Raw genomic sequence first — 12805 nt, 5'->3', positions numbered from 1 at the left:
GGTTTGGAGTACTCCTCCTGTGTCAGCGGCTCGGCGCGCGGGACGCCAATCGGATGCGTCGGACAGCAGCGGTGACGCCGAGCGCCACCAGTATAGCCGCCGCCGTGAGCATGGTGAGCGGAAGGGTGCCGTACAGCACGGTGTTCCGGTCGGGCAGGAGCGGCGACGACAGCCTGGTGGGCGCGTCCGGTTCGGGCAGCGCCGGCACGGGGGCGCTGGCCTGCGGCTCCTCCGTGACCGGCTCCGCCGGGGCCCGCCGGTACAGCCTCACCCAGTCCGCGAGGCTTCCCATCGGGTTGGCGGTGACGGCCGCCACGTCGGCGGCGACGGCGGCCGCGGCATCCACCAGTCCGAAGCCGTAGAGCAGGCGCGACTCATCGGTGTCGCCCACGGGCTCGGCCGTCTTGACGATGCGGTTGATGACGTTCGCCGCGTCGAGGTCGGGATGGGCGGCCCTGACGAGCGCCGCGATGCCGGCGACGATCGGCGCGGCGCCGCTCGTGCCGTTCCACGAGACCAGTGTCGAGTCCGCCGACACGCCGATGAGCTCTTCGCTGGGCGCGGACACCCCGATCGTGATGCCCTGCGTCGAGGCATCGACGCTCGCCTTGCCGGAGCGGTCGACGCCGCCGACGGTCAGCACGCCCGGGATCGTCGCGGGCGCTCCCACCTTGGTCGTGCCGCTTCCGCGGTTGCCGGCGGCGACGACGATGACGACGTCGTTCTCGAAGGCGTAGAGGAAGGCGTCGTCCCAGCTCTCGGGCCAGTCCGGGACGTTCGTGGTCAGCGACATGTTGATGACGTCGGCGCCGTTGTCGACCGACCACCGGATCGCGTCGGCGATCTGGTCCGAGAACGGCCGGGTGGCCGACGAGCCGAAGGCGACCGACACCGAGAGCAGCTGCGCCTCGGGCGCCACGCCGACCATGCCGGTGTCCGGTCCCGTTCCGCGGCCGGCTGCGAGCGAGGCGACCCAGCTGCCGTGGTCGGCGTCGACGGCGCCCACGGGCGTGCGCCCGTCAGGCGAGCCGGCGCCGGAGACATCCGTGCCGCCGACCACCGCACCGGTGAACTCGATCGGTCCGCGGCCGATGCCGGTGTCGATCACGGCGATCTTCACGCCGGCGCCGCGGGTCGTCTCCCACGCCTTCTCGATGCCGTAGTCGTCGAGCCAGTACTCGGCGGCCCGGACCGGATCCTCGTCGGCCGGCGCGGCGATCGCGGCCGCGGGGGCGGCCGTGACGAGCGTGAGCGTCATCGCGGTGGAGGCGATGGCACCGACGAGGCGACGCATCATCCGCCGGATCCCGGCTGGGTGCACACGCAACGCTGCGGAGACCAGGACGACATCGCGAGGGCCCGGTCCCCGATCGGATTGACCCCGGGACCGGCGGCGAGCGCGTGGCCGGCGAGAGCGTGCAGGCACTTCACGCGCGTCGGCATGCCGCCCGCGGAGATGCCCTCGATCTCCTCGACGGCGCCGTACGCCGCGCGGTCGCCGAGATACGCCTCGTGCGCCAGGCGATAGGCCTCGGCCACCTCGTCGTCGCCGGCGAGCACCTCCGAGAGCTCCCGCATCACGTGGTCGGCCTCGAGCATCGACATCGCCGCCGTCGCCGCCGGGTGGGTGAGGTAGTAGAACGTCGGGAAGGGCGTCCCGTCCGGCAGTCGTGGCGACGTCGCGACGACGGTCGGGTTGCCGCACACGCAGCGCGCCGCGATCCCCACCACACCGCGGGCGGGTCGTCCGAGCTGCTCGCGGAGCACGGCGAGATCGGCGTCGTTGACAGGGGGGAACGGCGGGGTCGTCACGATTCCAGGCTAGCGGCGCCGCCTGGCAGGGCGCTGGACCGCGCCCGCGTGCGGGCGGATGCCGCAGCCGGCCGCGCTCACGGCGACGGCGTCGTCGCGGGCTCCGGGTCGGGGACGCCCACCGTCAGGGGCGCCACGGTCTGGGCGAGCCCGGCTTCGGCGACCGATCGCACGAGCTGCGACATCCAGTCCGCGCGTGCGGCCTCGAGCTCCTCGCTCACCGGCTCCTGCTCCTGCGGCTCGAGCTCGGGCGGCAGATCGTCGTCGACGAGGTAGACCACTTCCCCCGGCTTGACGTAGTACAGCCGCTCGCGAGCCTGCGTGGTGATGTAGGCGGGATCCTGCCACCGCTCGCGCTGGGACTCCAGTTCCTCCACCTCGTCGCGGCTGACCTGGACCGCCTCCTCGAGCGCGGCGATCCGCTGGCGCTGATCGACGTACGTGCCGATCGTGGGCACCAGCACGAAGGCGGCGAGCACCACGAGGCCCATCATGATCACCATGAAGCCCGAGAGCCGGATGCCGCCCAGCCACGCGCGCACGTCGACCGGGGCCCGGCCGCCCACCGGACGACGGCGCGCGGCCGGCGCCTGCCGGGTACGGGAAGGGGGAGCCGTCGTCTTGCCCACGGCTCCCCCTCTCGTCAGAACGCTGTCAGCGCATCAGCCCTGGAAACGGGGGAACGCTCCGCGGCCCGCGAACACCGCGGCCTCGCCGAGCTCCTCTTCGATGCGCAGAAGCTGATTGTATTTCGCGACGCGCTCGCTGCGGGCGGGCGCGCCGGTCTTGATCTGACCCGCGTTCACCGCGACCGCGAGATCGGCGATCGTGGTGTCCTCGGTCTCGCCCGAGCGGTGCGACAGCATCGAGCGGTAGCCGTTCTGCGTGGCCAGCGAGATCGCATCGAGGGTCTCGGACAGCGTGCCGATCTGGTTCACCTTCACCAGCAGCGCATTGGCGACACCGAGGTCGATGCCGCGCTGCAGGCGCTCGGGGTTGGTGACGAACAGGTCGTCGCCGACGAGCTGCACCTTCGTGCCGATCTTGTCGGAGAGGGCCTTCCACGCGTCCCAGTCGTCCTCGGCGAGGGCGTCCTCGATCGTGACGATCGGGTAGTTCGCGACGAGGTCGGCGAAGTAGTCGGTCAGCTGCTCGGCCGACCACGGCTTGCTCTCGACGGTGTAGACGCCGTCCTTGAAGAACTCGGTGGCGGCGACGTCCAGGCCCACGGCGATGTCGCGGCCGGGGGTGAAGCCGGCCTTCTCGATCGCCTGGATGAGGAAGTCCAGGCCCTCGCGGTTGCTGGGGAGATCGGGGGCGAAGCCGCCCTCGTCGCCGAGGCCCGTCGCGAAGCCGGCGGCCTTCAGCTCGCCCTTGAGGACGTGGTAGACCTCGGTGCCCCAGCGCAGCGACTCGGCGTACGTGTCGGCGCCGATCGGGGCGAGGAAGAACTCCTGGAAGTCGATGCCGTTGTCAGCGTGCTCGCCGCCGTTGATGACGTTGAACAGCGGCACGGGCAGCACATGGGCGTTGGGTCCGCCGAGGTAGCGGAACAGCGGCAGGTCGGCCGAGTCCGCGGCCGCCTTGGCGACCGCCAGCGACACGCCGAGGATGGCGTTGGCGCCGGTGCGGGACTTGTTCTCGGTGCCGTCGGTGGCGATGAGGATCTCGTCGATGACGCGCTGCTCGCTCGCCTCGACCCCCTCGATGGCCGGGCCGAGCTCGTCGATGACGGCCGCGACCGCCTTCAGCACGCCCTTGCCGCTGTAGCGGCTCTTGTCGCCGTCGCGCAGCTCGTACGCCTCGAAGGCGCCGGTCGACGCACCCGAGGGAACGGCCGCGCGCTGGACGATGCCGTCGTCCAGCAGCACCTCCACCTCGACGGTCGGGTTTCCGCGCGAGTCGAGGATCTCGCGCGCGCCTACAGCCTCGATCTGTGCCACAGGGGTTTCTCCTTGCTTAGGGTGATTCGCCGGAGCGTCGTCGGTCCGCCCTTCAGCGTAGCGACCGGCACGGTCCGGTGGTGACGGATGCCGCGGCCACAGGCTCGCGTCACACCACGAGTGCGATCGCGATGCCGTCGTATCCCTTCGCGTCGAGCGTCTGGATGGCCGTGGCGTCGAAGCGCGGGTCGCGGCTCAGCATCTCGAGGCCCCGCTGGACGCCGATGACCTGCGGATTCTCGGTCGCCGGATTGGCCACCTCCCCGCCGCGCACCGTGTTGTCGACCAGGACGACGGTGCCCGGCCGGCCGAGACGCGCCGCCCAGTCGAGGTAGATCGTGTTGGATTCCTTGTCGGCGTCGATGAAGACGAGGTCGAACGCCCCCTCGCCCTCGAGCGTCGGCAGCACGTCGGCGCCCCGCCCGAGCCGGATGTCGACCCTCTCCCCCACGCCCGCACGGTCGAGGTTGACGCGCGCGATCTCGGCGTTGCGGGGTTCGGCCTCGATCGTCACGACGAGCCCGTCCGGAGGGAGGGCGCGTGCCAGCCAGATCGTCGAGTACGCGCCCAGCGTGCCGATCTCGAGCACACGCCGGGCGCCCGACATGCGCGCGATGAGATGGAGCAGCTTGCCGTTGACCGGCGCGACCTCGATCGCCGGCAGTCCGGCCTCGTTCTGGTCGGCCACCGCCCGTTCGAGCCCGGGGTCGTGCCCGACGAGCAGCTCCGTCAGGTACGCGTCGACGCGGGACCACTTCTCGGGGGTGGGCCAGGTGTCGGGTGCGGGTGCCGCCATGCCCTCAGCCAATCCGGCCGCGGGCCGGGCGTCAAGGCCTGGCGGCCGCCCGGCTCACCACGGCCTCGAAAAGCGCGGCTCCCGACTCGAGCTCCGCGAGGAGAGCCGGCAGCAGCGCCTCGGCGGTGCGCCGGTACCCCAGTGCGCTCGGATGGAATCTGTCGAGACTGAACATCTCGTCGGGCTGGGTGACGAAGAACGGACCCACCGCGCGCCTCAGCGACACCGGTCGCGCACCGCACCGGGAGGCGGCATCGGCCTGGGCGTCGGCGAGCTGGCGCGACAGGCGCGAGCCGAGCGCGCGCAGCGGCTGCGGCACCGGTCGCAGCGCCCCCAAGTCGGGGCAGGTCCCGACCACCACCACCGCACCCCGAGCGCGCAGGCGCAGGATCGCGTGTTCCAGGTGCGCGATCGAGGTGGGCACGGGCACGCGGTGGGTGATGTCGTTGCCGCCGACGACGATGACCGCCGCGTCGGGCGCGTAGTCGGCGGGGAGCCCGTCGACCTGCTGGGCGAGCACCGACGACTCCGCGCCGACGATCGCGGCGGTCCGCAGCCGCACCGGACGGCCGAGCTTGCGCGCGACCCCCTTCGCGAGTCGGGCGCCCAGGGTGTCCTTTCGGCGCTCGGCGCCCAGTCCCGCGGCGATCGAATCGCCGAGCACGACGAGGTCGACCGGCTCGCCGTCGAAGCGCCGCGCCCAGATGCGGTCGGCGTCGAGCGCCTCCTCCCCGAGCGGCTTGCCGATGCGACGGCGGGCGACTGCCGCCTGCCGTGACAGCACCGCGCGGCTGCCGAGCAGCACGAGCCCCGCCCCGATGGCGGCGCCGGCGAACGCGGCGGCGACGGCGCCCGGACCGGCCTGGTGGGTGCGCGGCATGGCGTCATGGCACAGCACCCGCATGAACGGATGCCGTCGCCCCGGTGACGCGGAGATGCCACGCCGACGCGCTAGGGTTCGGCCGTGGCATCCCCCTCCCTGCAGCGCCGGCTCGGCCTCGGCGACGCCGTGTTCATCGGTCTGGGCTCCATGGTCGGCGCGGGGGTCTTCGCCGTCTGGGGCCCCGCGGCGGATGCCGCGGGCACGGGACTGCTCATCGGGCTCGCGATCGCGGCGCTCGTGGCCTTCGGCAATGCGACGTCGTCGGCGCAGCTCGCCGCGGCGCACCCGACGTCGGGAGGGACCTACGCCTACGGGCGCGCCGAGCTCGGGCCGTGGTGGGGATTCGTCGCCGGCTGGGGCTTCATCATCGGCAAGACCGCCAGCTGCGCGGCGATGGCGCTCACGTTCGCCGCCTATGCCGCGCCGAGCGGCTGGGAGCGACCCGTGGCCATCGGCGCGGTCGTCGTCCTCACCGCCGTGAACTGGTTCGGGGTGACGCGCACCGCGTCCGCCGCCCGCGTGATCGTCGTGATCTCGCTGGGGGCGCTCGCCGCCGCCGTCACCGCCGCCTTCTCCGCGGGCGCCGCTCCCGGGTGGCTCTCGGCCGAGACCCTCTGGACGGGCGGCGCGTACGGCATCCTGCAGTCGGCCGGCCTGCTGTTCTTCGCGTTCGCCGGCTACGCGCGCATCGCGACGATGGGCGAGGAGGTCCGCGACCCGCGCCGGGTCATCCCGCGGGCCATCGTGATCGCCTTCGCCATCGCGTTCGCCGTGTACGCCGTGGTCGCGGTGGCGGTGCTCGGCTCCCTCGGTCCGGCCGCCGTCGCGGCGTCGACCGAGCCGGTGGCCGATGCCGCGGCGCGCTCCGGCTGGGCCTGGATCGACACCGCGGTCCGCGTCGGCGCGGCGGCCGCCTCGCTCGGGGCGCTGCTCGCCCTCATCGCCGGCGTCAGTCGGACGACGTTCGCGATGGCTCGGGAGCGGGACCTGCCGCGGTTCCTCGACGGCGTGCACCCCCGCTGGCATGTGCCCCACCATGCCGAGCTCGTCGTGGCCGCGGTCGTGGTGGTGCTGGTCGCGCTGGTCGACCTGCGCGGCGCGATCGGGTTCTCGTCGTTCGGCGTGCTGCTGTACTACTTCGTGGCGAACGTCGCGGCCTTGCGTCAGCGCGGCGACGCACGGCGGTATCCGGCAGCCCTGCAGATCCTGGGCGGCGTCGGATGCCTCGTCCTCGCGGTGACGCTCCCCTGGCCGTCCGTGGCGGCGGGAGCGGTCGTCGTCGCCGCCGGCGTCGCCTACCGCGCGCTGCGTCTGCGCTTCGGGCGGGCCTGACCGGCCGGCGTCAGCCCAGCGGCTTCACCTCGAGCGCAGCCGTCGCGGCGCCGGCGCCGACGGTGGCGAACGCCGTGTAGCCGTCCGCCGCCGCGCGCTCCAGCAGCGCCTTGAGGTTCTTCGTGCGCTGCTCGAGGCGCACACGCGATCCCTGACGCACGAGGGCCGCCTTGTGCGCCAGGAGCTCCCCCTCGGGCACGTCGCGGTCATGGACGAGGACGACAGCCGGGGCCGCGGCATCCGTCTGCTCCGCGATGAGGTCCACGATGCGCTCGAAGCCGATCGAGAACCCGACCGCCGGGGCGTCCTGCCCGAGGAAGCGGCCGATCATGCCGTCGTAGCGGCCACCGCCGCCGAGCGAGTACTCCACGGACGGGTGGGCGAGCTCGAAGATCGTTCCGGTGTAGTAGCCCATGCCGCGCACGAGGAAGGGGTCGAACACGACCGGGATGTCCGCGAGACCCTCGTCGCCTGCCGTCGCGCCCGGCGTCGCCGCGCGGGCCGCGGCCACCGCGTGCCCGATGCCGACGAGATCCGCGACGACGTCGTCGGGCGCGCCCTCGGGCAGCGCCTTGCGGATCTGGCGTTCACCGTACGGGTTGTACTCGAGCGTCATCGGGCGGCGCAGGAACGCCTCGAAGGCGTCGACCGCGGCCGGGGACGCCCCGCGGTCGCGCAACTCGGCCACGATCCCCTCGGGGCCCAGCTTGTCGAGCTTGTCGACGGTGATCAGCACGCCCGGACGCTCCTCGACGCCGAATCCGAAGCTGTCCAGCATCCAGTCCAGCACCCGGCGGTCGTTGATGCGCACGCTCCCGCCGTCCAGGCCCATCGCGTCGAGCGTGTCGAGGGTGGCCACGATGAGCTCGGCCTCGGCGCGGGGCGACGGGTCGCCGATGATGTCGATGTCGCACTGCACGAACTGGCGGTAGCGGCCCTTCTGCGGACGCTCCGCGCGCCAGACCGGTGCGATCTGGATGGAGCGGAAGACGGCGGGGAGCTGCCCGCGGTTGGTCGCGTAGAACCGTGCGAGCGGGACCGTGAGGTCATAGCGCAGGCCGAGATCGGTCAGGCTCGCCGGGTCGTCGGCGGCCGCGCGGATCGCCTCGGCGTCGAGCCCCCGCTTGAGCACGTTGTACGCGAGCTTCTCGTTGTCGCCGCCGATCCCGGCGTGGAGCCGGGAGTACTCCTCCATCACGGGCGTCTCGATCTCGTCGAAGCCGTGCACGCGATAGCGCTCACGGATGACGGCGAGCACACGCTCGCGCCGGGCCTTCTCAGCGGGGAGGAAGTCGCGCATGCCGCGCGGCGGATTGACGGATGCCACGCCCCTATCCTTCCAGGTCGCCCGGGGTGCCCTCGGCGGCGCGGATGTCGTGCTCGAGCCCGCGCAGACGCTCGCGCAGCGCGCGCTCGGCGTCCCACCCGTTGGCGCGCGCCGTCGCCACGAGGGCCAGCAGCGCGTCGCCGAGCTCGGCCTCGGAATCCGGCTCGGACGACCCGGCCGCTGCGGAGACCCCGACCTGCGACCCCTTGGACAGCAGCTTCTGGGCGAGCGCGAGGCTCGGCATCCGCTCGCTCACGCCCTCCAGCACCGAGCGTCGGTGGTGCTTCTCCGCTGCCTTGGCGGCGTTCCAGTGCACGAGCACCTCTTCGGGCGTGGTCGCCACGGCGTCGCCGAAGACGTGCGGGTGGCGTCGCACCATCTTCTCGGTCAGCCCGCGGGCGACGTCGTCGATGTCGAACGGTGCCTCGGGGTCGCGCGAGGCGATCTCGGCGTGGAACAGCACCTGCCACAGCAGGTCGCCCAGCTCTTCGCGCAGCTCGTCGCGGGTGCCGTCCTCCACGGCGTCGATGAGCTCCGCGCTCTCCTCGACGAGGTACGGGACCAGTGCGCGGTGGTCGATCTGCTGCGTCCACACGCAGCGGTCGCGCACCGCGCGCATGACGTCGGCCGCCTCGCGCAGCGGGTCGGACGCGGGACCGGATCCGGCGGTCATGCGATCTGGCCCTCCGTCGCGGCCGGCGGGGGCATCTCATCGCTCGGCGACGCGGACTCCGAGCGGCGGTAGTGCCGCGCCCGCTGGGCAACGAGGACCGCCGCGAGCAGGATCGAGATCATCGATCCGCCCAGCACGCCCAGGGTCGCCTCGTCGCGCAGAAGCGGATCGCCGGAGAAGGCGAGCTCGGACAGCAGCAGCGAGACGGTGAAGCCGATCCCGCCCAGGGCTCCTGCCGCGAGCAGGTCGGCGAAGGACAGATGCGGCGTCGCGCCGCGGTTGCCCACGCGCAGCGAGATCCAGCCCGCGAGGGAGATGCCGATGACCTTGCCGACCGGGAGCGCGACGAGGATGCCCCAGAACGCCGGCGACAGCTGGGACGGAGAGACGGACGGGATGACGACGAGCGCCGCCGAGAACGCGAACAGGGGAAGCACGATGCCGTTCACCCACGGCTCCAGCTCGTGCCGGGTGCGCAGGGCGGGACGCTGCGCCATCGCGAGACCGAGTGCGACGCCGGCGATGGTGGCGTGGACACCCGACAGGTAGACCAGCACCCACGTGGCGATCGCCAGCACGCCGAGCACGATCGCGATCGGCACCTGCGCGCGGGTGTCGAGCCGGCGGCTCAGGAAGCCGAACACGATCACGACGACCGCGGCGAGCGCGAGCAGTCCGACGTTGACGTCCTCGGTGAACAGCACCGCGATGAAGACGATGCCGACGATGTCGTCGAGGATCGCCAGAGCGAGGAGGAAGATGCGGATCCCGGAGGGAAGGCCCCTGCCGAAGACGGCCAGCACGCCGAGGGCGAAGGCGATGTCGGTCGCGGTGGGGATCGGCCACCCGTCGACCGCGTCGGAGCGTGCCGCGAACAGCAGGAACACCCCGATCGGCACGACGACGCCGCCCGCGGCCGCGATCGCCGGCTGCAGCGCCTTGCGCGCCGAATTCAGCTCGCCGTTGGTGAGCTCGTACTGCAGCTCGACGGCCACGATGAAGAAGAAGACGGCCAGGAGCCCGTCCTGCACCCAGTGCCCCACCGACATCTCGAACACGCCCGGAATGCCGACGTAGGCATCCTTGACGGACGCGATCGCGGGTCCGAGCGGCGAGTTGGCGAGCACGAGCGCGAGGATCGCCGCCGCGAGGAGGACGATCGCCGGAAAGCGGGCAGAGCGGAGCAGGGACACACGGGTCCTTTCGTCGATCATCGGGTTCCGGCGCCGAAGCACCGCGCCGACCAGACTTCCCGGCACACCAGGGGCCCAGTCTATCCGGACGGCGCCCGGCGGCCTTCGTCACACAGCGTCCCGCGTGACGTCGCCGAAACGACGCGCCGTTAGCCTGGAGGGATGCGCGAACTCACCCACACCGAAGCGATCGACCTCGTCGGACGATTCGAGGCGGAGCAGGCGATTCCCGAGAAGATGCGCGGCGACGTGCGCATGCTCGGCACGCTGCTGGGGCAGGTCCTGCGCGAGAGCGGCTCGCCCGGGCTGTACGAGGACGTGGAGCGACTGCGCACCGCGACCATCCAGGCCTACACCGATGAGACGCCGGAGGCCTTCGCCCGCGCCGCCGAGATCGCCGAGTCCTTCACGATCGCCCGCGCCGACGAGGTCGCCCGGGCGTTCACGGCGTACTTCCACCTCGTGAACCTTGCCGAGGAGCACCAGCGCGTGCGTGTCCTCCGCGAGCGCGACGGGCGCCCCGACCGCGAGCAGGCCACCGACTCCGTCGCCGCGGCCTTCGTGCGCCTGGCCGCCGAGGTCGGCGACGACACCGCGCTGCAGCGCCTCCAGGCCATGCGCTTCCACCCGGTCTTCACGGCTCACCCCACCGAGGCGCGCCGTCGGGCGGTGTCGTCGAGCATCCGGCGGCTCGCCGCCCTGCTCGAGGAGCACGACGCGTCCCTGCGCAACGGCGCGGACGAGCGGCGGGCGGAGCGGCGCATGCTGGAGGAGATCGACACGCTCTGGCGCACCGCTCCGCTGCGCCCCGAGAAGCCCTCGCCGACCGACGAGGTGCGCGCGGTGATGGCCGTCTTCGACGAGACGCTCTACACCGCCGTGCCCCACGTGTACCGCCGCGTCGACGACGCGCTGCAGGGTCCCGCCGCCGGAGGCCGCGCCCCCGTCGTGCGCTCCTTCGTGCGCGTCGGCTCGTGGGTCGGCGGCGACCGCGACGGCAACCCGTTCGTGACGGCATCCGTCACCCGCAAGGCATCCGCGATCGCCAGCGAGCACGTGCTGCTCGGTCTGGAGCGCACGGCGAGCCGCATCGGGCGGACGCTGACGCTGGATGCCTCCACCACGCCGCCGAGCGACGCGCTGGTCGCCCTGTGGCAGCGCATGAAGGCCGCCGACGAGGACGCGGCGAAGGAGATCGCCAAGCGATCGCCCGACGAGCCGCACCGCCGCATCCTGCTGCTCATCGCCCGGAAGATCGAGGCGACGCGTCAGCGCGACGCCGACCTCGCCTACCGGGATCCGGAGCACCTCCTCGCCGATCTGCGGGTGGTCCAGGACTCGCTCGTGCAGGCGGGCGCGCCCCGTCAGGCGTACGGGCACCTGCAGCAGCTGCTGTGGCAGGTGGAGACGTACGGGTTCCACCTGACCGAGCTCGAGGTGCGTCAGCACTCGGCCGTGCACGCCAAGGTGCTGGCGGAACTCGAAGCGGGCGGCCCGCTCAGCGAGCAGGCCGAGGAGGTGCTCGACGTGATCCGGAGCGTCGGGTTCCTGCAGGAGCGCTACGGCCCGCGAGCGGCCGGACGCTACATCGTGTCGTTCACGCAGTCGGCGGACGACCTCGCGGCGGTTCACAAGCTCGCCCGCTTCGCCGTCGGACCCGACGGCACGCCGCCGGTGCTCGACGTGATCCCGCTGTTCGAGACCTTCGCCGACCTGCAGGCGGCCCCCGCGATCCTCGCCGAGATCGTGCAGCACCCCGAATTCGCCGCGCGTCTGGATGCCACCGGCCGGCGCCTGGAGGTCATGCTCGGCTACTCGGACTCGTCGAAGGACGTCGGACCGGTCGCCGCGAACCTCGCGCTGTACGAGGCGCAGGCGAAGATCGCCGCGTGGGCGGACGAGAACGGCATCGAGCTGACCCTGTTCCACGGCCGAGGCGGAGCCCTCGGACGCGGCGGCGGGCCGGCGAACTCCGCGATCCTCGCGCAGCCGCCCCACTCGGTGGACGGCCGATTCAAGCTCACCGAGCAGGGCGAGGTCATCTTCGCCCGCTACGGCGATCCCGCCATCGCGATGCGCCACATCGACCAGGTGGCCGCGGCCATCCTGCTGGCATCCGCGCCGTCGAACGAGCAGCGCAACAGGGCGGCTGCGGACGAGTTCGCCGCCGTCGCGGCGACGATGGACGAGGCATCCCGCGAGCGCTTCTTCTCGCTCGTGAAGGCACCCGGCTTCGCGCCCTGGTTCGCCCGCGTCACCCCGATGGAGGAGATCGGCCACCTCGCGCTCGGCTCGCGTCCCGCGCGGCGCGGGCTCTCCGTCGAGTCCCTCGAGGACCTGCGTGCGATCCCGTGGGTGTTCGCGTGGACCCAGGCCCGCATCAACCTCGCCGGCTGGTTCGGGCTGGGCACGGCCCTCGAGCGCGTCGGCGACGAGGAGCTGCTGCAGCGGGCCTACCGGGAGTGGCCGCTCTTCCGCACCCTGATCGACAACGTCGCCATGAGCCTGGCCAAGACCGACGACCGCATCGCCCGCCACTACCTCGAGCTCGGCGACCGCGACGACCTCGCCGCCCTCGTGCGCGACGAGATGAGGCTCACGCGGGACTGGGTGATCCGGGTCACCGGCGGCACCGAGCTGCTCGGCAACAAGCCCGTCCTCCAGCGCGCGGTCAAGATGCGCAGCCCCTACGTGGACGCGCTGTCGCTGCTGCAGCTGCGCGCCCTGCGGGCGCTGCGCGCCGCACCCGAGGGGGCACCCGTCGATCCCGAGCTCCAGCGCCTCCTGCTGCTGTCTGTCTCGGGCGTGGCCGCAGGCCTCCAGAACACCGGCTGAGCACGCGCTCG

The 12805-nt window shown here is 72.6% G+C and carries 11 protein-coding genes; 2 read left to right on the top strand and 9 right to left on the bottom strand.

The window, feature by feature from the left end; translation table 11 throughout:
- Positions 1-22 precede the first annotated feature (22 nt).
- From ACZBH1_RS13120 to ACZBH1_RS13095, 6 genes are all read right to left on the bottom strand, one after another.
- Entirely contained in the window at positions 23-1294 is a 1272-nt protein-coding gene (locus ACZBH1_RS13120; RefSeq protein WP_463646680.1) for a S8 family peptidase, read from the bottom strand.
- Entirely contained in the window at positions 1294-1812 is a 519-nt protein-coding gene (locus ACZBH1_RS13115; RefSeq protein ID WP_463646602.1) for a DUF501 domain-containing protein, read from the bottom strand. Before ACZBH1_RS13115 ends, ACZBH1_RS13120 begins: the two co-directional genes overlap by 1 nt.
- 77 nt (positions 1813-1889) lie before the next feature.
- Positions 1890-2441 carry an FtsB family cell division protein gene (locus ACZBH1_RS13110; RefSeq protein ID WP_336396451.1) on the bottom strand — a complete coding sequence of 184 codons (552 nt, stop codon included), beginning with the start codon at positions 2439-2441 and terminating at the stop codon, positions 1890-1892.
- 33 nt (positions 2442-2474) lie between these two features.
- Positions 2475-3755, bottom strand: coding sequence for a phosphopyruvate hydratase (gene eno / locus ACZBH1_RS13105; protein ID WP_463646601.1), 1281 nt, complete (start codon positions 3753-3755; stop codon positions 2475-2477).
- Between the two features lie 109 nt (positions 3756-3864).
- Positions 3865-4551, bottom strand: coding sequence for an O-methyltransferase (locus ACZBH1_RS13100; protein ID WP_336396453.1), 687 nt, complete (start codon positions 4549-4551; stop codon positions 3865-3867).
- A gap of 31 nt (positions 4552-4582) precedes the next feature.
- Entirely contained in the window at positions 4583-5431 is an 849-nt protein-coding gene (locus ACZBH1_RS13095) for an SGNH/GDSL hydrolase family protein (RefSeq protein WP_463646600.1), read from the bottom strand.
- An 84-nt stretch (positions 5432-5515) separates the two neighbouring features.
- Here ACZBH1_RS13095 and ACZBH1_RS13090 point away from each other — a divergent pair, with 84 nt between their 5' ends.
- A complete protein-coding gene (locus ACZBH1_RS13090; RefSeq protein WP_463646599.1) occupies positions 5516-6766 on the top strand; it encodes an APC family permease in 1251 nt (416 codons plus the stop codon).
- A gap of 10 nt (positions 6767-6776) precedes the next feature.
- Here the strand turns inward: ACZBH1_RS13090 and hisS are convergent, their stop codons facing one another.
- From hisS to nhaA, 3 genes are read right to left on the bottom strand one after another with little or no spacing between them, the layout of a single operon-like run.
- Positions 6777-8066, bottom strand: a complete 1290-nt coding sequence (gene hisS, locus ACZBH1_RS13085; RefSeq protein ID WP_452325327.1) for a histidine--tRNA ligase — start codon at positions 8064-8066, stop codon at positions 6777-6779.
- Positions 8067-8097: 31 nt separating this feature from the next.
- A complete protein-coding gene (locus tag ACZBH1_RS13080) occupies positions 8098-8766 on the bottom strand; it encodes a nucleoside triphosphate pyrophosphohydrolase (protein ID WP_336396458.1) in 669 nt (222 codons plus the stop codon).
- Positions 8763-9959, bottom strand: a complete 1197-nt coding sequence (gene nhaA / locus ACZBH1_RS13075) for a Na+/H+ antiporter NhaA (RefSeq protein ID WP_463646598.1) — start codon at positions 9957-9959, stop codon at positions 8763-8765. Before nhaA ends, ACZBH1_RS13080 begins: the two co-directional genes overlap by 4 nt.
- 162 nt (positions 9960-10121) lie before the next feature.
- Between nhaA and ACZBH1_RS13070 the strand changes: the two genes are divergently transcribed.
- Positions 10122-12794 (top strand): phosphoenolpyruvate carboxylase, encoded by a 2673-nt coding sequence (locus tag ACZBH1_RS13070; protein WP_378881473.1) that lies wholly within the window; start codon positions 10122-10124, stop codon positions 12792-12794.
- The last annotated feature ends 11 nt before the right edge of the window (positions 12795-12805 follow it).

Source organism: Microbacterium sp. ZXT2-5, from assembly GCF_055329545.1.
The sequence above is the reverse complement of the archived record's forward strand: the minus strand, read 5'-3'. Positions and strand labels throughout refer to the sequence as shown.

Excerpts from the sequence above, each read along its gene's own strand:
- hisS (WP_452325327.1), bottom strand. The coding sequence starts at position 8,066 with ATGCGCGACTTCCTCCCCGCTGAGAAGGCCCGGCGCGAGCGTGTGCTC.
- ACZBH1_RS13100 (WP_336396453.1), bottom strand. The coding sequence starts at position 4,551 with ATGGCGGCACCCGCACCCGACACCTGGCCCACCCCCGAGAAGTGGTCC.
- ACZBH1_RS13070 (WP_378881473.1), top strand. The coding sequence starts at position 10,122 with ATGCGCGAACTCACCCACACCGAAGCGATCGACCTCGTCGGACGATTC.
- ACZBH1_RS13120 (WP_463646680.1), bottom strand. The coding sequence starts at position 1,294 with ATGCGTCGCCTCGTCGGTGCCATCGCCTCCACCGCGATGACGCTCACG.
- ACZBH1_RS13095 (WP_463646600.1), bottom strand. The coding sequence starts at position 5,431 with ATGCCGCGCACCCACCAGGCCGGTCCGGGCGCCGTCGCCGCCGCGTTC.
- ACZBH1_RS13080 (WP_336396458.1), bottom strand. The coding sequence starts at position 8,766 with ATGACCGCCGGATCCGGTCCCGCGTCCGACCCGCTGCGCGAGGCGGCC.